This is a genomic window from Domibacillus aminovorans (assembly GCF_001643235.1).
Taxonomy (GTDB): domain Bacteria; phylum Bacillota; class Bacilli; order Bacillales; family Domibacillaceae; genus Domibacillus; species Domibacillus aminovorans.
This window is the reverse complement of the sequence record NZ_LQWY01000067.1, coordinates 70,227-89,726: the sequence shown is the minus strand read 5'-3', so window position 1 is coordinate 89,726 and position 19,500 is coordinate 70,227. Positions and strand designations below refer to the sequence as shown.

Below are 19,500 nucleotides of genomic sequence, written 5' to 3'. Positions count from 1 at the left end.
CCATTTTCGGAACAGAGATGCAGATCTATATTTAGGCTAATTGTAAAAGCCGCTTGTATCCATGACCTGTATAGACGAAAAAATAGAAGTTTGCTACGCTTATGTATAGTATAGTTAGACTGTCTAGAAAGTAGGGATTGGATGATTGTATATACGTATACAGCACTTATCATTTTATACATGTTGTCTGTTTTTATCGATGTAACTGCTCTTAATTATGCAGTTGGTGTGATCGCGGTCATTGCGGCCATTCTCGCTTCCACACGTTCAAAAGGACTTTATTTTTACTCAGGATTAATATTTTTATTGATTGGTACTGGATTATTTCTGTTTCAAGAGATACCGTGGTATTCATTTTTCTTGTATTTTGATTCCATGCTGGGCGTTATGTCTCTGTTCCTCGTCCTGCCTTTTTTAAATTCGATTATTCGTGTCGGGCATTATGATACGAATTTGAATTTGCTGCTCCGCCGTAACACGAATTGGCTTGATCAGCTTTATAAACGTAGCTTTCTCGTCTCGCATGTACTCGGACTGTTTTTAAATATTGCTATGATACCGCTATTGAAAAGTTCGCTTCATCATACATTAAAGCAGCTGCCTAAGGAGAAAGCTCATGCCTTTTTATCACAAAGTTTATTGCGCAGCTATGCGTTATGCCTGTCCTGGAGTCCGATGGAAGTATTAGTCAGCGCATCGCTTGACATGACCGGCAAAGCGTATTACGAAGTTCTTTTACCTTTGGTTATGATCGTATTCCTTTTTGCGATGATTGATTACACTCTTTCTTTTTATAAATACCGTCCATTCGGATTACATATCGCGGACGCTCTTCAACCATCGTCTGCAAAAGTACGCAGAAAAATACTCGAAATGGTTTTCATGCTTTTTATTTTTATTTTATTAACATCATTGTTCCAACATTATTTTCAAAAAGGGTACTTACTATCTGTCGTTATCGTCATCATTCCTGTTTCGATTATATGGGCACTCTTAATTAAAAAGCAAAAGCGCTATTTCAGCGTGACAATTCCGTATTGGAAAGAACGGTCGAACGGATTATCGAATTATTTTTTTATGTTTTTAAGCGCCGGATTGTTCGTAAATATGCTGTCTGCATCCGGAGCATTATCGTTTTTACAGACGGCTTTCAGCAGCGTATCAGACCGGATATTGATTTTTTATTTTATGATTGGATTGTATTTTTTCGTAGCCTCATTAATCGGTTTCCATCCACTCGTATCGATTACTTTACTTGGAGAATTACTGCGGCCTATCTTGCCTGCTGTCTCATCCATTCCATTAACGATTGTATTAATCACATGCAGCTTAGCTACCGTTATGTATAGTCCATTTAACTTATCAGTCTCGATCTTATCGGACCTGCTGCGGATCAATCCAATTAAAATTATGCGCTGGAATCTCCCATTTGCGCTTATGTACATCATCAGCAGTATTTTGATCGCATACGGCATCGGATTATTTTTGTGAAATTCGGAATAATATTTACGGAGTGTGCTTGCTGTACTATACTTAAATGTAATTCATTTAGAGGAAAGAGTGTTTACATTGAACAATGTGCGCATGTCTGTCAGACAAAAAAGCATCGTGCTGATCGGTTTCATGGGGGTTGGCAAAACGACGATCGGCGAGCTCGTTGCGAAAAAGTTATATCGTAGCTTCATCGATGTCGATCAAGAAATTGAAAAAGATTTCGGTATGACGATTCCAGAAATTTTTGAGCAGCATGGTGAAGCGTTCTTTCGCGACTACGAAAAGAAAAAAACGTGTGCTCTCGCTGAACAAAAATTAAAAATTGTTTCGATCGGCGGCGGTGCCTTTTTGCAGCCTGAAATTCGTGAATCCTGTTTAAGAAACTGCATCGTGTTTTATTTGGACGTATCATGGGACGAATGGAAGGAACGCCTTAATATTTTGATCGATAGCCGGCCTGTTTTACAAAGCCGGAACATCGAGGAAATTGAAGAGTTATTTTATAAGCGGCAAGATGCCTATTCCATCAACCATTCAAAGTTGACGGTTAACCAGCGATCTGCAGAAGAAGTAGCTGACTTCATCGTCGATTCATTGAAGCACGCATGGGATATGTACGAACCTATGAACGATTAAAATCGACCTCTTTATGCGGACGGTGGGATGCTCGATGCTCCATAATACGTTTCCAAATAAAACCGTTAAAATAAGAAAATCCCGCCATTGTCGTCATAGCGGGATTTTCTTATTTTATTTATACAGTTTTCTCTGTCACATATCCTTCTTTCGCTGCCCCCATGCCAACTATAAATAGACAGATGGATGCCCCGATGAGTAGTAAAATTGGCAACGTCCATCCATTCATGAAATCGTGCATAGCACCGAATAATGCGGGTCCCATTGCTGCGAATAAATAGCCGGCAGACTGTGCCATTCCTGACAGATCCGCTGCTTCAAATGAATTCCTTGTACGCAGACTGAAAAACATCATCGCCAAGCTAAAAGCAAATCCGCCTCCAGTGCCAATCATGATGACCCATAAAAGAACGAACTCTGTCAAGCCCAATAAAATACCGCTTAATCCGACAATCAGTAACAAAGAGGTTATCACTACAAGCGGACGCTGATTGCTCATCTTGTCCGCAATAATAGGCACGATAAATGTGACTGGCAGCTGTGCAAACTGAATCATTGACAGCATCCATCCTGAAGCGCCAGCGCTCATTCCCTGTTCTTGCAAAATTTCCGGGAGCCAGGCGACGAGCGAATAAAACAAAAGTGACTGAATGCCCATAAACGCAGTAACTTTCCATGCAAGTGATGAAGTTAGAAGCGATGCTTTTTCATATGTACTTTTTTCTGTTTTGATCGGATGACGAATGTGCGTCATCTGCGATAGCCAGACGATAATCGCAATGCCCGCTGGAATAAGCCAAAAGCCAACTGCTGCCCGCCAGCCAAAATCACTCGATGTAGCAATCGGAATGCTGAAACCAGAAGCGAGTGCGCCTGTCAAGTTCATCGACATCGCATAAAACCCTGTCACTAAACCAATTTGATGTGCAAAGTTCCTTTTTACGAATGCTGGCATCAACACATTACAAAGTGCAATCGCAATGCCGATAAGCAAAGTGCCGGTAAATAGTGTTGTCACACCGCCAATCGGTCGGAGCGCCAGTCCTGCAGTTAAAACAAGCAGTGCGCCGAATAAAACAACTTCCATGCCGAATTTGCGGGCCATTTTTGATGCAAACGGTGATAAGACCGCAAATGCAAGCAATGGAACTGTCGTCAATGCGCCTGCTGTCGTGCTCGAAATACCGAGATTGTCGCGGATCATCGCTGTAAGCGGTCCGACCGATGTAATTGGTGAACGCATATTCAATGCAAGTAAAATAATACTGAATAGTAAAAACAGCTTCCCTGCTTTTGACCGCTCTCTTTCCTCTTTTATTAATGCCTGCATACTCATCTATTTTCCTCCGAATTAGCCATTTTCTTCAAGCAATCAATATCCTGGCTGACAATGGCTGCCGCTTTTGCTGGCTGTCGCTCCATAATTGCCTGGACAAGCGCTTCATGGGCGCCCGGATCGGCTTCCGTATGTAAATTCATACCGGTTAAATCATGTACAGACGCACGAAGAGACTCTGCCAGACTCGTATATAAATCGATTAAAATTCCGTTATGCGATGCCGCAATGATTGCATGATGAAGCGCAATATCTGCTTCCGCAAACGAGTATAAATCCGATGCTTCTTTGCACGCCTTAAGACATATTTGAATATGCGCTGCTTCGTCTTCCGTATGCCGTTCCGCCGCAAGCCACGCTGCTTCACGCTCAATTGCATGGCGGACTTCCAGCGTTTCAAGAAGCGTTGACGTTTCCAGACGTTTCTGAAAGGAAACACCGAGGACCGTTTTAGCTCTCACATATGTCCCGCTGCCTTGCTTTGTCTGCAAAAGCCCCGCGTAAACGTGTGCCCGAATTGCTTCGCGGAGCGTATTACGGCTTACACCGAACTGCTCCATTAGCTCCATTTCTGGCGGGATGCGCGTACCGACGGGCCATGTTTTCGATTCGATCAATGCCTCGATTTGAAGCGCTATCTGTTCGACAAGCGACGATCGTTTTGCTTTTATTACGTCCATTGTGGATTCTCCTTTTAGAATTGTAGGATGATTGGTTAATATGATTTTATCATGTATCGTTGAAAAGATAAATGGCGGAATACCTTTTTGGTTATGGTTAATCCCCCCTGAAACAATAAAAAATCCCGCCATTAAATAGCGGGACACCTTTAATGAAAGCTTATTCTTTTTTTGGCAATATGAACAATAAACGTGCCAACGAATGCTACCGATAAAATGATAAAAAATAGTCTATGACTCATTTCAATATGGAACACACTGAGCATCATTTTCGCTGCGATAATACCGATCAATACGTATGCAGTCGTTTCAAGCTCGGGTATTTTATCAATTAATTTAATAAACACACCAGCTACTGTCCGCATCATGAGGACACCAAGCATGCCGCCGAGTAGCAAAATCCAGATTTTCTGGCTGACGCCGAACGCCGCGAGTACACTGTCCACTGAAAAGGCGATATCCATCAATTCAACCGCTGCAACTGTTCCCCAGAATGGACCGAAAAGCCGAATTAAAAACCCTGCTTTATTCATTTCTTTCGGCTCATTGCTCGCTCCTGATGATCGAAAATGATTGAATGAAAGCCACGCTAAATAAAGCGCACCGAATACTTTTACCCACCAGAGCTGAATGAGAATTACGCCGAGTCCAATGGCAATGAACCGGAATGTGTAAGCACCGAGCAGACCATAAAACAACGCTTTTTTCCGCTTGTCTTCTGGCAAATGACGAACCATTACCGCCAGCACAAGCGCATTGTCCGCTGAAAGCAAACCTTCAAGAACAATCAGCGTCCCGATCAGCCCCCAACTCACTGGATCTATCAGCACCTGCACCCACATATCCCAGTCAAAAAATGAAGCATACGTATGAATGATGCTATTGATTGCATCCACTATTAAAGCCTTCTTTCACTTATTTTCCACTTAAAAATGTCACACAAACTCCTTCAGGAACGTTTACTTCTGAATTCGCAGGCGTTAATCGGCCTGTTTCTGCATTTCGTTTAAACAGCACGACATTGTGTGTTTTTTCATGCGCCACTGCGAGAAATTGTTCCGTTGGGTCAAGGTCAAAGTCACGTGGCCAGTCGCCTTTCGTCGAAACAATTTCTACCAATGTCACATCACGGCCATCATTGATCACTTCAAATACCGCAATGCTGTTATGACCTCGGTTGCCTACGTAAAGGAACCTGCCATCCTTGGAAATACGAATGGCACTGCCCTGACTGTTTTCGGTGAAATTAGCCGGAATCGTTTTGTGAGAAGCGAGCCATTCAAACATTCCATCATTTCTATTAAACGCCAAAACAAGCACTTCATTGCTGAGTTCCGTCATCACATAGGCCACTTTTCCTGACGGATGAAAAACAAGATGGCGTGGACCTGCTCCTGGTTCTGTATTGAACACTGCTTTTTTCAGCAAATCTTCACCAGCAATTTCGTACGTAATCACTTCATCTGTCCCGAGATCGATCGCTACCACGAATCGCTCATCTGGTGTTGATGCGAAAAAGTGCGTGTGTGCTTTTTCTTGACGATCTATGTTCGGGCCTGTCCCAGTGTGCGTTGCCACATCAAGCAAATCAATCAGTTTTCCTGATTCTGCATCAATGCTGTACATTTCCGCAGTTCCTGTATGATATTGTGCTGTAAATGCACGCGTGCCGCTTTTGTTGACAGTTACATGGCAAGGCACTCCTTCGCTTTCAAGTACATCATTCAACTTTTCAAGCTGTCCATCTACCACTTTAAATGAAGCAAGGCCACCGCCTTTGCCACCTTTTTCAACCGCATATAAAAACTGTTCATTATCGCTAATCGTCACGTATGTCGAGTTGTTTACTTCTGCTGCAACGGCTGCAGAGATCAGCTCGCCTTTATCTGTATCAAGCTGAATAGAGTAAACGCCTTTCCCATCTTCTTTCGTATATGTTCCGACAAATCCAGTATATATCGTCATCCTAGTGCCTCCCGTATTATCTATAATCATCTCTATCATTATATACGACAATCAGTAAGAGACATAGCAAAAAGAAAAAGCACGCCTTTCTATTTATTAGAATATTCCCCATTTTCAATAAGACGCTTTCAGAGAAGAAGCCGTCACAAAGTCGTGACGGCTTCTTCATATTAAACTCCAGCTATTTCGTTTTCCAATCCTTTATTTCGCTTTTTCTGTGTAGTTAACGCTTATACGGTAATTTTTCCCGCTAATTGTACTTCTTTTTGTTTGACGAGCGGGATGACTTTTTCTCCGAATGCTTGTAGATCTTCATCATAGTGTAAGAATCCTGTTAAAACGATGTCGACACCGATTTTTTTCAATTCGATAATGCGATCAGCGACTTGCTCGGCAGTTCCAATTAAGCCTGTTTTGAAGCCATCATTGTATTGAACCAAGTTTTCAAACGAGGCGTTCGCCCACATTCCTTTTCCTTCAGGTGAAGATGCGCCTGCAGCTTTGACTGAACTTTTAAAGCCTTCAACAGCTTCTTTGTTTGCGTTAGCCACGATGTCCCACAGCACTTGTTTCGCTTCTTCTTCTGTATCGCGAACGATGACAAAACCATTGACACCAAATTGAATGTCTTCACCACCATTTTCTTTTCGTAATGCTTTTACTTCTTCAATTTGCTCCTTAATATTTTCCAGCGTATTACCGTTCATGAAATATACATCTGATACGCGTCCAGCCATTTCTTTTGCCGCTCTTGAGTTTCCACCTTGAAAGATTATTGGCGAATTAATTGGTTTTGGTTTGAGCGGTGCTTCATTGAGACGATAGAAGTCCCCTTTAAATGTTGTTGCTTCTTTTGTCCATAATTCACGAAGGACTTCAATAAATTCTTCAGAACGGCGATAGCGTTCATCATGGTCAAGCCAAGGTTCACCGTAGCCATTAAATTCTCCTTTAAACCAACCACTCACAATGTTTATCGAAGCACGCCCGTTACTAATTTGATCAATTGTTGAAATAATTTTGGCCACCACACCAGGATGCCATAAACCAGGTAACACGGCAGTGATAATATTTAATTTCTTTGTCGTAGCAGCAAGAGCAGAAGCAAGTGAAGCAGCTTCTAATTGATTTTCCGCACCGTAGCTTGCAAAAAAACGTGTCTGTAACAGCACATAATCAAAGCCAATTTTCTCCGCAATTTGTGCATAGCGTTTATTATCTTCAAATGACCAGCCGGTTTTTTGTGGTAGGTCTGTGATCACTAGACCTCCACTTACGTTTGGAGCCCAAAAGGCAAATTGTAAACTCACGAACATTCCTCCCCTTTATTCATATAAAAAAGAGGCCCATGTCGGTTTCCTCAGATAAGGAAATGACAAGAGCCTCTGGTTGACCAGTTAGCTAGTTATTGTGAATCTTATTGAATGTTACTTTAATTTATATTAAACACATTTGTTAAGTTTGTTTTAAGAACTATTCATAAATTTTTGGGTGAATATTATTCTACTGTGAAAGCGTCGAAAATCTGGTGTGAACACTATGTTAAATCTTAGTGTATCAATTCTAGATTATGGTGAGGACTCTTCGTTAACTTACTTTCCGGCGGGCACCCGCTCGATCTCCTTTGTGCATATAATGTGTACCTTTTTTATAGAATAAACATTACCATGCATCATGTACGGCCCTTAAATCATATACACTTCATCTTCCTGAATTTGCAGAAACTCACGTAATTTGACCACGAGCCCTCCGTTTCCGAAACGAATGAATTTATGATCTTCTTGCTTCATTCCTGACGCTTTTGCATATTCAAGAAATGCTAGCAAGTAAACGCGCCGGGATAAAATATTCACGATCCCGTATTCATAAAACCAGTCGTCTATCGTATGAAAGACGCCTTTATTCAATCCGTACTGCTCACGGCACCAGTTGTAAAAGCGCACATTGGGCAAATTAAGATACTCGCTGTGCTTGATGTTCGCTGCCTTTTTGGACACTGATGTAATGAAAGGCTTCGTTTGCATATTGCACATCCTCCTTAATTTGACGCGTTAAAAATTCAAATGAAGGAAACCTTCGTTCGTCTCTTATTTTAAATACAAATTCGCAGTCAATAACTTTTCCGTACAAGTCTCCTGTGTATTCAAGCAGGTGAACTTCGATCATCCGTTTAAATTCAGAGCCAAATGTCGGCTTTACGCCAATATTCATAACTCCCTCATGAATCTGATCATTTACACGGACATATACGCCATACACACCATTTTCAAGTTCGCCCGGCGATTGATCAAGATTTGCAGTCGGAAATCCAAGCTTTCTGCCCGCCTTCATACCGTGAACCACTTCGCCTCTAATCACTTGCTCGTTATGAAGAAGCTGAATATCCTGTTCATTTGTCATCTTTTATCCCCCTGTTTCATGTTTAAAATAAAAGAGGCTCCCTTACACAAAGTGATTCACGCTTTGTGTAAGGGAGCCTCTAGTTGTCCAGTCGGCTTTTATATTGATAAGTTCATTGTATACCAATTAATCCCATTAGTCAAATCGGTTTTAATTTTTTTATAAATATCTTATCAATTGTTGTCTGTTATTTCAATAGTAATCCACTCTTTCACGATAGTGATTGATTAATTCTTTATCCTTTGCTCATTCAGTAGTTAAGTATGCTTTATGTCTCTTTTTTAACTTCACTCATAAATTATTTGGTTTTCCTCAACATTATGTAAAAAGCGCTGCAAATGTGTCTGAAGGATGCTTGCTTCTTTTAACTTTTTCGTTTCTGCTAAAAATGATGGTTCATCCCCCTTATCGAGGGCTTTATCAATTTGATAGTTCAGATAAATTATTTGTAACTCTAAATCAAACAGAGACATCATTCGTCCTTCAACGAAGTATTTGTCCAAATCTTCAAGTGCTATATAAAATTGTCTATGATGATTAATATTGATCATAAAATACCATCCATAATCCATCATGTTTTTACGTTCATTTGTTATTTCAATAACATCTGCTTTATTAAGAACAATATAATCTGCATGTTCTCCGTCTGGACAAAAGCAGTCGATTTGATGACCAAATGGTTTAGCCACAATGAAATGTCGATGCATTCTCTTCTCCCCTTTTTTAAGTTTTATAAAGACATAAGAAACGTTAAAAATTAGTGTAAATAATGTAAAGATAAGCTTTCATCATCGTAATCTTTGAAAAGGTATATGCTTTACCTTCTAGAAATATGATGATCTCAATTTTTTAAGGAAGCTGACTAAATGATTACTTACAAAAAAGAACAATAAAAAAATAATAAAGATTAATTAATTCTTCATTTGCTTCCACAAGGTCTTTCTTTTAGACTGTTCTTGCACTTCAATTGAAAATGATTATCATTATCTAACATAATTTTAAATGATAACTATTCTCAATGTCAAGAGAGGTAATCCCTGTTTATAAAAATAGCGAAAAAATTTCCTTCCACCTCTCAAGTATAGAAGATAGAAGAAAGATTTTAATAAAAGTATATTTTAAAAAATAAAAAAACTGCTCTCAATTCGAGACAGTTTCAAGAATAAAAGGCCATACCAATCAGCCCGGCCATGACAATAACATACGCTGGATGCGCGTTTCTTTTAATCAATGAAAACAACGAGACGGCAAAAATAGCGAGCAAGCTAAATGTATGCAGCGAAATGCTATTCATTAATCCGTTGGAAAGAGCAAATTTAACGGCAGCAAACACGATTAATCCGATCACGATCGGGCGCAATCCGTAAAACGCAGACTGAACAATGCGGTTATGATTTAATTTATAAAAAAAGAGGGCGACGAGTAAGACGAGCAGAAGCGACGGCAGCACCATTGCAAGTGCTGAAACAACCGCACCGGCAATGCCCGCCATTTGGTAGCCTATAAAAACCGCTGTGTTTGTTGCAATGGGGCCGGGTGACATACCGGCAATCGCAATAATATCAGTGAACTTTTGTGTGCTCATCCATCCATATTTCACGACTTCTGCTTCGATAACGGGAATAATGGCATAACCTCCGCCAAACGAGACAAGTCCGGTAATAAAAAAAGTCTTAAACAGCAGCCATAACATTAAATATCCGCTCCCATAAAATAGTCTGTGTTTTGTTTGTGGTCGTCGACTTTCGTTTCAATGCCAAGCTTGTCTTTTAAACTAATTAATAAAATACCTGCAACAGCACCTAGAGCAATCATCATGACGGGATGAACGTGTAAAAATAGAAGCAATATAACAGATAATGCGGCAACAACAAATGTCGTTTTATCGACAACAGCGCCTTTTCTCATTTTATAAGCAGCAAAAACGATCAACGCGACAACAGCTGGGCGGATGCCTTCAAAAGCCGCTTCAACTTTCGGATGATCTTGAAAATATAAATAGAAAATACTTAAACAAACAACGATTGCAAATGTTGGAATCATGACGCCAATCGTCGCCGCAATGGCACCTGCGACACCGGCAATCCGGTAGCCGATAAACGTGGCCGAATTGATCGCAATGGCACCAGGAATGGAGCCGGCGAGCGCAAATAAATCCGTCACTTCTTCCTGCTTAAGCCACTCTTTTTTCTCGACTGCTTCCCGCTCAATAACCGGGATCATCGCATATCCACCACCGAATGTGATCGGTGCGATTTTAAAAAAAGTCAGGAAAATATCGAAAAGAAACGCCCATTTTTTTTTCATAAAACCACCTCATTCTTGTCAATCCTCTTATTATTTTAGCATCTCTTTCTTTTAAATTCCTGATTTTCTTCGCTATAAAAGGGAAAAGGAAAAGAGTATCGGCATACAATACAATTATAAAGGGAAACTTCCATCCGTGAGGGCTTTACCATCTATTAATCCACGATAAAAAAACTGTCTACTTTTTTACTTTTTATGTATAAAAATCTAATAAAATATCTATTTATTTCATATAAATTATATGATTTTATTATTTTTAAAATTTAAATTGACTTTTTGTAAAAATCAATTTACGATTTAAATAGTCAATCAGAATTATTACTTACTTCTCTAATTTGGAAAGGAATGCTACTAATGGCAAACAACATCTACGGTAATACCCCTTGTTTTCTCGGAGCGAAAAATATATCTAAAGATAAAAATATGAACGATGTGGATGCAATCATCTACGGTGTGCCGTGGGAAGGTGCTGTTACATGGGGTGATTATACTGGCTGTGAGTTAGGGCCTAAAGTAATGCGTCTCTGTTCTGCACGTTACAGCGGTTATTTACCTGAACTTGATCATATCGATGTGCTTGAACATGTGAAGCTTGGTGACGCTGGTGATGTCGATGTTGTACCGGCAGATGTTGATGAAACGATGCGCCGCATTGAAGAATTTGCTGGAAAATTGTTTGAAAGCGGTAAATTTATCATCGGTCTCGGCGGCGATCATGGTGTGACATTCCCAATTGCAAAATCATTAACGAACCAAGGTAAAAAAGTCGGCATCATTCATTTGGATGCGCATTATGATAACCTTCCTTCTCATAACGGCGATCAATATGCGCGTTGTAGTCCGTTTGCAAGACTCTATGAACTAGATGCAGTACCTAATGGCAACATCATTCACACAGGCATTCATGGGCCTAGAAACACCCCAGAAAGTGGACGTAATGCAAAAGAAGCCGGTGCAGTGACGATTACAATCAATGATATCCGCGCTCAAAAAGATTTAAAAGCTTATGCAAAAGAAATTCACCAAATGGCGAGCAAAGAAGTAGATTGCGTGTACTTAAGCATTTGTAGTGACGTGCTTGATTTCGCTTTTAATCCGGGCGGTCCAGTTGATGGAAATGGCCTAACATCACATGAGCTTTTAACGCTCGTTCATGAAATTTGCAAACTTGGTGTTGCTGGCATGGACTTCGTGGAAATTTATCCACAGCAAGATCCAACTCAATTATCAGCTCACTTTGCTACAACTGTTATCCTATATGCTTTAGCAGGTGAAATTTTGAATAAAAGTCAAAAAAGTAATTAATTAAAGAAAAGCACAGGTGCATGGCGATGGAACTTCACCATTTAGACGTCGAAAATGAATTAACTCTTTTTTTAGATCGAAAGATTGCTTATTACAAAGAATATTTGTCTGGTGAATGTGCAAATTATATACCTGAATTGAAGGTAGTAAATCCAGATTATTTAGCTTTTTCGCTTATGCTTCCCAATGGAAAAGTTCATTTAAACGGGGACTATCAAGTCCCCTTTACATTGCAGAGCATCTCCAAAGTCATTACGTTCATGGCGGCCTGTTTATATAATGGAAAATCCGCTGTTCTCGAGTGGGTAGATGTAGAACCGACCGGTGATCCCTTTAATTCTTTGCTGCGCTTTGAGCTAAATGAGAATAAGAAACCATTCAACCCAATGATTAATGCTGGTGCACTCACAGTAGCTTCTTTGCTTCCCGGGCTTACTCCTATGGACAAAATTCAAGGAGTTACACGCCTTCTTTCTTCTTTATTAGATAAAGATGTCACAATTAATAAAAAAGTCTTTGAATCCGAGTGGGAAACAGCATATCGAAACCGGGCGCTAGCTAATTTCCTTATGGAAAATAATCTGCTTGCTTCTAGCGTAGACGATACACTGTTTACTTACATCAATCTTTGTTCCATTGAAATAACGGTAGAGGATTTAGCTAAAATTGGCCTCATTTTATCTTTGGACGGATTCGATCCTGTCCGTAGAATCCAGTTAATTCCTGCACCTATCACCAGATTAACGAAAGTATTAATGTTTACGTGCGGAATGTATAACTCTTCCGGAAAATTTGCCGCTTTTGTTGGGATTCCTGCCAAAAGCGGAGTTTCCGGTGGTATACTTGGAGTTGTTCCTCCATCCTTGCGCAGTCACCCGCTGCTCTCAGATGGCTGTGGAATTGGTCTCTATGGCCCCGCCATCGATGCACACGGAAATAGTGTAAAAGGAGCACGGCTGCTTGAAGATTTTCTCCAATCGTATGATGTAAAAATATTCTAAATTAACTTGGTGATGTTATGAACATACTAAACGAAGAAAACACAAAGATATTGCATGGTTACATTCCTGTTGCGGATATGATTGTGGCAACATTCGGCAGCAACTGTGAAGTCGTCATCCATGATGTAAGAAACGTCCAATCCTCACTTATCTATATTAAAGGAGCCGTTACAGGTAGAGAAATTGGCGCACCTACAACCGAAGTTATCCTAAAAGAACTTCGGCGTTACGGTGATAACGTTAAAGATATGCTTGGACTTACGGCGCGAACACGCGATGGGAAATTTTTAAAAACATCTATTTCCTTTATTAGAAACCCTGAGGGAAAAGTAATCGGCTTTTTAGGGATTAACTTTGATGTGACCGCTTTCGCCATGGTCAATCAAATTATCAGCGAATTTTCCGTTACACATGATCTCGATCAGATTGATCGAACCATGAATGAATCGTACGCGAAGAATATCGAGGAAGTATTTGAAAATTTAATTGAAAATACTCTTATCGATATTCATGTACCGATCGATAAGATGTCCAGAGAAGATAAAATCTACTTTGTAAATCAACTCGATGAAAAAGGCGCGTTCCTGATTCAAGGATCTGTTGATCGAATTACGGAAGTACTGGGCGTTTCCAAACAAACGATATACAACTATTTAGAAGAATCTAGAACAGAGACGTGACCGTTGCGCCTCTGTTCTTCATAACGCGTTGAATTTTCACAATTTTTTCTATATTACATAAAGGGGTTAGACATCTTGGTAAATCAATCGAAAACCGAATTAGAAAACGCTTCCAAATCAAAATCATTTAAAGACAAGATGAAAATTATTGGGCCTGGCGCCATTATTACCGCTTCATTTATCGGTCCAGGAACGGTAACAACTGCAACCCGGGCGGGTGCCTCTTACGGCTACGCGATTTTATGGGCTGTTGTCTTTTCTATCATTGCGACGATCATTCTACAAGAAATGTCAGCACGTCTCGGGATCATTACACAACAAAGTCTTGGCGATGCCGTTCGAGAACAATTCACCAAGCCGATCTTAAAATTCGGATCGATGTGGTTCGTTATCATTGCCATTATGGTTGGTTGTTCTGCTTACATAGCCGGTGATTTAATCGGTACGTCACTTGGCCTTACAACGTTAACCGGTATTCCGGAACATGTTCTCGGTCCAATCGTCGGTGTTATTATTTTATTACTCGGTTTAAGTGGCAGTTATCAATTGATCGAAAAAGTTATGATTGTACTCGTCGTCATTATGAGTATTACGTTCATTACCACGATGGTTGTAGCACAACCTGATCTTGGTGAAATGTTTAAAGGAGCATTCGTTCCGGCTATTCCTGATGGATCCATTCTTACCATTATCGCACTTATTGGAACGACTGTTGTACCGTATAACTTATTCATCCACTCCTCAACGGTACAAGGTAGATGGAATCAGCCACATCATTTAAAAGAATCGCGCTGGGATATTATCATTTCAATTGGGCTAGGTGGTTTAATTACGGCAGCCATTTTAATTACATCCGCTACGTTAATGAGAGGCGTAGAAGTAGAAAATGTTGCAGCAATGTCCATACAATTAGAACCTCTTTTAGGCAGCTGGGCTAAAGTCTTTATGAGTATTGGGCTGTTTGCAGCCGGCCTCTCTTCTGCTATCGCATCTCCACTCGGTGCAGCCATTACCATTAGTAGTGTCTTAAATTGGGAAAATGGTATGAAAGACAAACGTTATAAACTAGTTTTTGTTACTGTCATGATCATCGGGATCGTTTCATCCGGACTCGGTCTTAAACCAATGGACGTGCTTCTTTTCGCTCAAGCTCTAAACGGCGTTTTATTACCGTTCATTGCGATCTTCCTGTTAATTGTTATGAACAACAAAAAACGGCTTGGTGATCATACAAACTCAGTGAAAGCAAACATTGCAGGCGTAATCGTTGCACTGATTTGTACTGGTCTTGGCATTTATAGCCTTGTTGATGCGATTAATGCCTTTATGGGTGCATAATAATATACTAAAAAAGCGTACGGATTAATTTCCGCACGCTTTTTTACGTGGTTAGACGTAGCACCGTTTCATATAAAATCGAAGCCCCTACACCACAGTCTTCCTCTGAACTCCATTCGGACGGATTATGACTGATCCCATTTTTAGAACGCACAAATACCATACCAATCGGACAAAAATCGTTAAACTGCATTCCGTCATGACCGGCTCCGCTTGGTAAAAAAACCGGTTCAAGACTCATTGTAAGGCACGCTTCTTCCATGACCGCACGAATCTCTTTTGAACATGGAGCTGGTGCTACTCGTTGAAGCTCTTCTATTTTTATGTTCATTTCTCTATCTGCACAAAGTGACTGTGCGTAAGACGTAATTGCTTCTTCTATTTGATCGCGGTCACGTTCTTCAATGTCACGCAAATCGAGTGTAAACGTGGTCTCTCCAGGGATCACATTAACGCCTCCCGGTTTGACAGAAATTTGACCGATTGTCGCCACAGCATTCGTATACTTTTTCGTTTCTTCTTCAATAAACTGAATAATTTGAAGGGCCATCATCAAGGAATCTTTTCGCTGATTCATCGGTGTTGCACCAGCATGGCCTGCTTCCCCTTCGATTGTCCATCTCGTCCACAGAGGACCGGCAATTCCTGTTACGATACCGGCTGGCTGTCCCGCTCGTTCAAGTACTTTTCCTTGCTCAATATGCAGCTCTACATAAGCTTTGACTGTTTCTGAATACCGGGCAGCCTTGTTGATCTCGTCCGGATGTAAATCTGATTCTTGCATGGCTGCTGCAATCGTGATGCCATTCTGATCCGTTTGTTGCAGATGTTCGGGAAGAAGCGTTCCGGCAAGTGCCCGGCTGCCGATCATGCCGAAACCAAAACGGCTCCCTTCTTCATCAATAAATGCGATGACTTCAACTGGATGAACGGTTTCAACAGCCGCTTCACTCATCGCCTGTACAACTTCAATGCCAGCCAGCACGCCGAGAGGACCATCAAATATCCCTCCTTCTGGAACAGAATCAATATGTGAACCGATCAAGACCGCAGGCGCCGTATTATCTGATCCATCCTTTCGGCCAATAACATTTCCAGCCGCATCTTCACGAACCGTCATTCCTGCTTCTTTCATATACGTCATCACAAGATCTTTCGCCTGACGTTCTTCCTTCGTAAATGAAAAGCGGGTAACACCGCCGCTTGCCTGTTTGCCAAACTGACTTAGCTCATGAAGACGGCTCCATAAACGTGCTTGATTAATCGCCATTTCACACTTCTTCTTTCATTTGAAAACGGAAGTGACATGTTCCTTCTTTCAGCACGTATTGATCATGAACAACTTCAAAATTCGGGTTATATCCTTTCGCAATCGACGGGTCAATCATATGGCAGTATAGAATTCCATAGTCTTCCATCCCATCTTGTTTCCACTGCTCCGCAAATGCACATTTCGTAAACGATTGTTCAATCTCGGTTGGATGAAAAAGTGTTTCGTATTCAAACAGCTCACTGCGTCCCATGTCGTAATTTGATAAATAATTGTCCATTGTATTCGGCTTGCCTACAGCTGCTGCACGCCGAGCAATATCGCGTCCGCGCTCTTCACCAAATGTACCAACACCGTTCATCATCGCTTCCTGTCCCGCTTCACCAAACTTATCCACAACACACTTGGCTACATTCGCAAACACTTTCGCCATCATTGCGTACATCGTATGCGCTTCAAGCCCTACTTCTTTTTGTGCTTTCTCATACGCACGAAATGTTTCTTCTACTTTTTCGTCATCCAGCAATCGATCAAAATGAAAAAGCACACCTTCATTGATTTCTTCTTCTGGATTATTCATCTGTTTCTTTAAAGTAAGAACCTGTTCATCCGTTACGCGCTTTACGCCCGCTTCTATCGCAATCTTTCCTTCGCCACTGAAACGCTCTGTCACTGACATCAAAACGTGTGTAAATAATTTTGCGGTAATCGTGTACATTGAAACTGGATCAAGATTATCGATTCCTTTTTTTACAATGTTTTCCATAATAATCCCTCTTCCTTTTTTTGATTGACTGTTTTCAGTGCTTGTTCTAAATCGAAAATAATATCACATGCACTTTCGAGACCCGCGGACAGGCGAATGAGTCCATCTGTAATGCCAGCAGCGGCCCGGTCCTTATCTGACATCGAAAAATGAGTCATTGTTGCCGGATGCTGCACGAGCGTTTCCGGATCACCGAGACTAAATGAAATCATCGCAAGCTTCAAGGAATCCATAAATTCCTTTGCTGCTTCCAATCCACCCATTAATTCAAATGAAACAATGCCACCCATTCCTTGCATTTGCTTCTGTGCAATTTCATGCTGTGGATGGCACTTAAGACCGGGATAATGAACGGTCCCAACAAGAGGATGAGCCGATAAAAATGCAGCGATTTGATGCGCGTTACTGCAGTGACGTTCGACGCGAAGACCCAATGTTTTCAAACCACGCAAAATTAAAAATGCATCCCATGCACTTAACACCTGACCAAGATCACCCATAATATTTTGCCTCATAAACTGGATATGCTCAGTTCGGCCCACAATAAAACCGGCCAGCACATCGCCGTGACCGTTTAAATATTTCGTTGCGCTGTGAACGACAACATCCGCACCCATATCGAGCGGTTTTTGTAAATAAGGGGACATAAATGTATTATCAACGACCAGTGGCAGCCCGTACCGTTTTGTTATTTTCGCAATCGCTTCAATATCCAGCACTGTTAATAATGGATTAGACGGTGTTTCGATGTACACCACTTTCGTATTATCTTTCATCGCATGCACAATATTAGCTGGATTGGTGCAATCTACGTAACTGAACGTAATCCCTAAACGCGGCGCCAGACTTGTTAAAAATTTATGTGTGCCGCCATACACATCTTTCGTCACAATCACATGGTCACCGCATTTTAAAAAAGCAAGCAATGCAATTGAAATGGCGGCCATACCTGAACTGACACCGAGTGCCGCTTCTCCATTCTCTAAAACAGCCATTTTTTCTTCAAGGGCATATAACGTTTCATTTCCGTATCTGCCATAATAGGTCCCTTCCTGCTTGCCTGAAACAACCTCCATCGCGGTCTGACAGTCTGCAAACGAGTAGGCGACTGCCGGAACGATTGCTTGTGCAACAGCACCCATTTGTTTTTGTTCGCTATGCCGATGAATCAGCTCTGTATCCATTCCCCAACGCCTATTCACGATGAACCATCCTCCCGTTTCTTTATTATCTTCATTATAAAATTTATTCTTTATATAAATCAAATGAATATTTATAATAAGATAGTTGAATAAAATTAATACGTGGAGTGAGACCTTATGACAATTGCAAAGTTTGAAGTATTTCGGGCTGTCGTCGATCTCGGAAGTCTTTCAAAAGCAGCAGAATCGCTTGGTTTAACTCAATCCGCTGTCAGTCATGCCATTGCCGGATTAGAGTCTGAATTTGGCTTTACATTGCTGACTAGAAGCCGGACAGGTGTAGCCTTGACTGAAAATGGCGGGCGGATGCTGCTTTATGTTCGGGAAATATTGAAATGGAATGAACAAATGGTGCAGGAGGCAGCCACCATTCATGGCATTGAAAAAGGGGTTGTCCGCATCGGGACGTTTCCGAGCGTTTCGATTCAATGGATTCCTCAAATTATTAAGCGCTTTAGTGAACAATTTCCACTCATCAAGATTAAACTATTTGAAGGAGACTATGATGAAATCAGCAAATGGCTGACGGATGGAACGATTGATTTTGGCTTTTTGTCGCTGCCCGCCGCTAAATCATTAGATGTGGTACCGCTCAAAAAAGACAAGCTGCTCTGCATTGTGCCGGATACACATCCTCTTTACAATTCAACATCCCTTTCACTTCACCAGCTAAAAAACGAGCCATTTATCATGCCAAAATCAAGTATTGATAATGATGTGAGGAGGATTCTTACCGCCCATAAAGTAAAACCTAATGTTCTTTATGAAACGTCTGAAGATCAGGCTATTATCTCAATGGTTCAAAATCAACTCGGTATTAGTATTCTTCCGGAAATGATTTTATATCGGCTTCCTCAAAATGTGAAAGCAATCAAATTAGAAGGAGACTTTTATCGCACAATCGGCATTGCTGCCCCTTCTTTTAAAAACATGTCACCCGCGTCAAAAAAGTGGATAAACGTACTCAAAGAATGGCTTTCAATATAAACACGAAAAAGACGATTTCAAAAGAAATTCTTTTGAAATCGTCTTTTTTGTTACATCTTTATCGCAGATTAATGGGCGGTAAACTCTCCCTGATGGACGTTTCACTTTATTATCAGCTTCGGTATTCCTCATG

The 19,500-nt window shown here is 40.9% G+C and carries 20 protein-coding genes; 7 read left to right on the top strand and 13 right to left on the bottom strand.

The window, feature by feature from the left end; translation table 11 throughout:
* The first annotated feature begins 141 nt into the window (after positions 1-141).
* Positions 142-1,491, top strand: coding sequence for a hypothetical protein (locus tag AWH49_RS16255; protein ID WP_034287660.1), 1,350 nt, complete (start codon positions 142-144; stop codon positions 1,489-1,491).
* A gap of 78 nt (positions 1,492-1,569) precedes the next feature.
* A complete protein-coding gene (locus tag AWH49_RS16250) occupies positions 1,570-2,130 on the top strand; it encodes a shikimate kinase (protein WP_034289727.1) in 561 nt (186 codons plus the stop codon).
* A gap of 118 nt (positions 2,131-2,248) precedes the next feature.
* On the opposite strand, the gene AWH49_RS16245 is transcribed toward AWH49_RS16250, so the two are convergent.
* From AWH49_RS16245 to AWH49_RS16200, 10 genes are all read right to left on the bottom strand, one after another.
* Positions 2,249-3,466, bottom strand: coding sequence for a CynX/NimT family MFS transporter (locus AWH49_RS16245; protein WP_063966572.1), 1,218 nt, complete (start codon positions 3,464-3,466; stop codon positions 2,249-2,251).
* Positions 3,463-4,146: a FadR/GntR family transcriptional regulator gene (locus AWH49_RS16240; protein WP_063966793.1), complete on the bottom strand. Its 684-nt coding sequence runs from the start codon at positions 4,144-4,146 to the stop codon at positions 3,463-3,465. Before AWH49_RS16240 ends, AWH49_RS16245 begins: the two co-directional genes overlap by 4 nt.
* Positions 4,147-4,295: 149 nt before the next feature.
* Positions 4,296-4,988 carry a TerC family protein gene (locus tag AWH49_RS16235; protein WP_063966792.1) on the bottom strand — a complete coding sequence of 231 codons (693 nt, stop codon included), beginning with the start codon at positions 4,986-4,988 and terminating at the stop codon, positions 4,296-4,298.
* Positions 4,989-5,061: 73 nt separating this feature from the next.
* Positions 5,062-6,111 (bottom strand): lactonase family protein, encoded by a 1,050-nt coding sequence (locus AWH49_RS16230; protein ID WP_034287667.1) that lies wholly within the window; start codon positions 6,109-6,111, stop codon positions 5,062-5,064.
* Positions 6,112-6,341: 230 nt separating this feature from the next.
* Entirely contained in the window at positions 6,342-7,421 is a 1,080-nt protein-coding gene (gene sfnG, locus AWH49_RS16225) for a dimethylsulfone monooxygenase SfnG (RefSeq protein ID WP_063966571.1), read from the bottom strand.
* Between the two features lie 375 nt (positions 7,422-7,796).
* Positions 7,797-8,054 (bottom strand): hypothetical protein, encoded by a 258-nt coding sequence (locus tag AWH49_RS16220; protein WP_244886907.1) that lies wholly within the window; start codon positions 8,052-8,054, stop codon positions 7,797-7,799.
* Between the two features lie 10 nt (positions 8,055-8,064).
* Positions 8,065-8,511 (bottom strand): riboflavin kinase, encoded by a 447-nt coding sequence (locus AWH49_RS16215; RefSeq protein ID WP_063966569.1) that lies wholly within the window; start codon positions 8,509-8,511, stop codon positions 8,065-8,067.
* Positions 8,512-8,798: 287 nt separating this feature from the next.
* On the bottom strand, positions 8,799-9,218 hold the full coding sequence (locus tag AWH49_RS16210; protein WP_063966568.1) for a hypothetical protein: 420 nt from the start codon (positions 9,216-9,218) through the stop codon (positions 8,799-8,801).
* A 449-nt stretch (positions 9,219-9,667) separates the two neighbouring features.
* Positions 9,668-10,204: a chromate transporter gene (locus AWH49_RS16205; RefSeq protein WP_018394977.1), complete on the bottom strand. Its 537-nt coding sequence runs from the start codon at positions 10,202-10,204 to the stop codon at positions 9,668-9,670.
* Entirely contained in the window at positions 10,204-10,818 is a 615-nt protein-coding gene (locus AWH49_RS16200; protein WP_063966567.1) for a chromate transporter, read from the bottom strand. The genes AWH49_RS16205 and AWH49_RS16200 overlap by 1 nt, the downstream gene beginning before the upstream one ends.
* A gap of 354 nt (positions 10,819-11,172) precedes the next feature.
* On the opposite strand from AWH49_RS16200, the gene AWH49_RS16195 reads away from it, so the two are divergent.
* The 4 genes from AWH49_RS16195 (at position 11,173) to AWH49_RS16180 (ending at position 15,142) form a co-directional block, all read left to right on the top strand.
* Positions 11,173-12,123: an agmatinase family protein gene (locus AWH49_RS16195; protein ID WP_063966566.1), complete on the top strand. Its 951-nt coding sequence runs from the start codon at positions 11,173-11,175 to the stop codon at positions 12,121-12,123.
* Positions 12,124-12,143: 20 nt separating this feature from the next.
* Entirely contained in the window at positions 12,144-13,124 is a 981-nt protein-coding gene (glsA, locus tag AWH49_RS16190) for a glutaminase A (RefSeq protein WP_425305718.1), read from the top strand.
* Positions 13,125-13,141: 17 nt separating this feature from the next.
* The gene (locus tag AWH49_RS16185) at positions 13,142-13,804 is read left to right on the top strand and encodes a helix-turn-helix transcriptional regulator (RefSeq protein ID WP_063966564.1); all 663 of its coding nucleotides are present in this window, start codon (positions 13,142-13,144) and stop codon (positions 13,802-13,804) included.
* 75 nt (positions 13,805-13,879) lie between these two features.
* Positions 13,880-15,142, top strand: coding sequence for an Nramp family divalent metal transporter (locus AWH49_RS16180; protein WP_082862911.1), 1,263 nt, complete (start codon positions 13,880-13,882; stop codon positions 15,140-15,142).
* A gap of 43 nt (positions 15,143-15,185) precedes the next feature.
* Here the strand turns inward: AWH49_RS16180 and AWH49_RS16175 are convergent, their stop codons facing one another.
* From AWH49_RS16175 to AWH49_RS16165, 3 genes are read right to left on the bottom strand one after another with little or no spacing between them, the layout of a single operon-like run.
* Positions 15,186-16,412 (bottom strand): Zn-dependent hydrolase, encoded by a 1,227-nt coding sequence (locus AWH49_RS16175; protein ID WP_063966563.1) that lies wholly within the window; start codon positions 16,410-16,412, stop codon positions 15,186-15,188.
* 1 nt (position 16,413) lies between these two features.
* Positions 16,414-17,178: an L-2-amino-thiazoline-4-carboxylic acid hydrolase gene (locus tag AWH49_RS16170; protein WP_244886901.1), complete on the bottom strand. Its 765-nt coding sequence runs from the start codon at positions 17,176-17,178 to the stop codon at positions 16,414-16,416.
* Positions 17,163-18,383 (bottom strand): trans-sulfuration enzyme family protein, encoded by a 1,221-nt coding sequence (locus AWH49_RS16165; RefSeq protein WP_425305720.1) that lies wholly within the window; start codon positions 18,381-18,383, stop codon positions 17,163-17,165. Before AWH49_RS16165 ends, AWH49_RS16170 begins: the two co-directional genes overlap by 16 nt.
* A 114-nt stretch (positions 18,384-18,497) precedes the next feature.
* Here AWH49_RS16165 and AWH49_RS16160 point away from each other — a divergent pair, with 114 nt between their 5' ends.
* Positions 18,498-19,367 carry a LysR family transcriptional regulator gene (locus AWH49_RS16160; RefSeq protein ID WP_034287694.1) on the top strand — a complete coding sequence of 290 codons (870 nt, stop codon included), beginning with the start codon at positions 18,498-18,500 and terminating at the stop codon, positions 19,365-19,367.
* Positions 19,368-19,500: the final 133 nt, after the last annotated feature.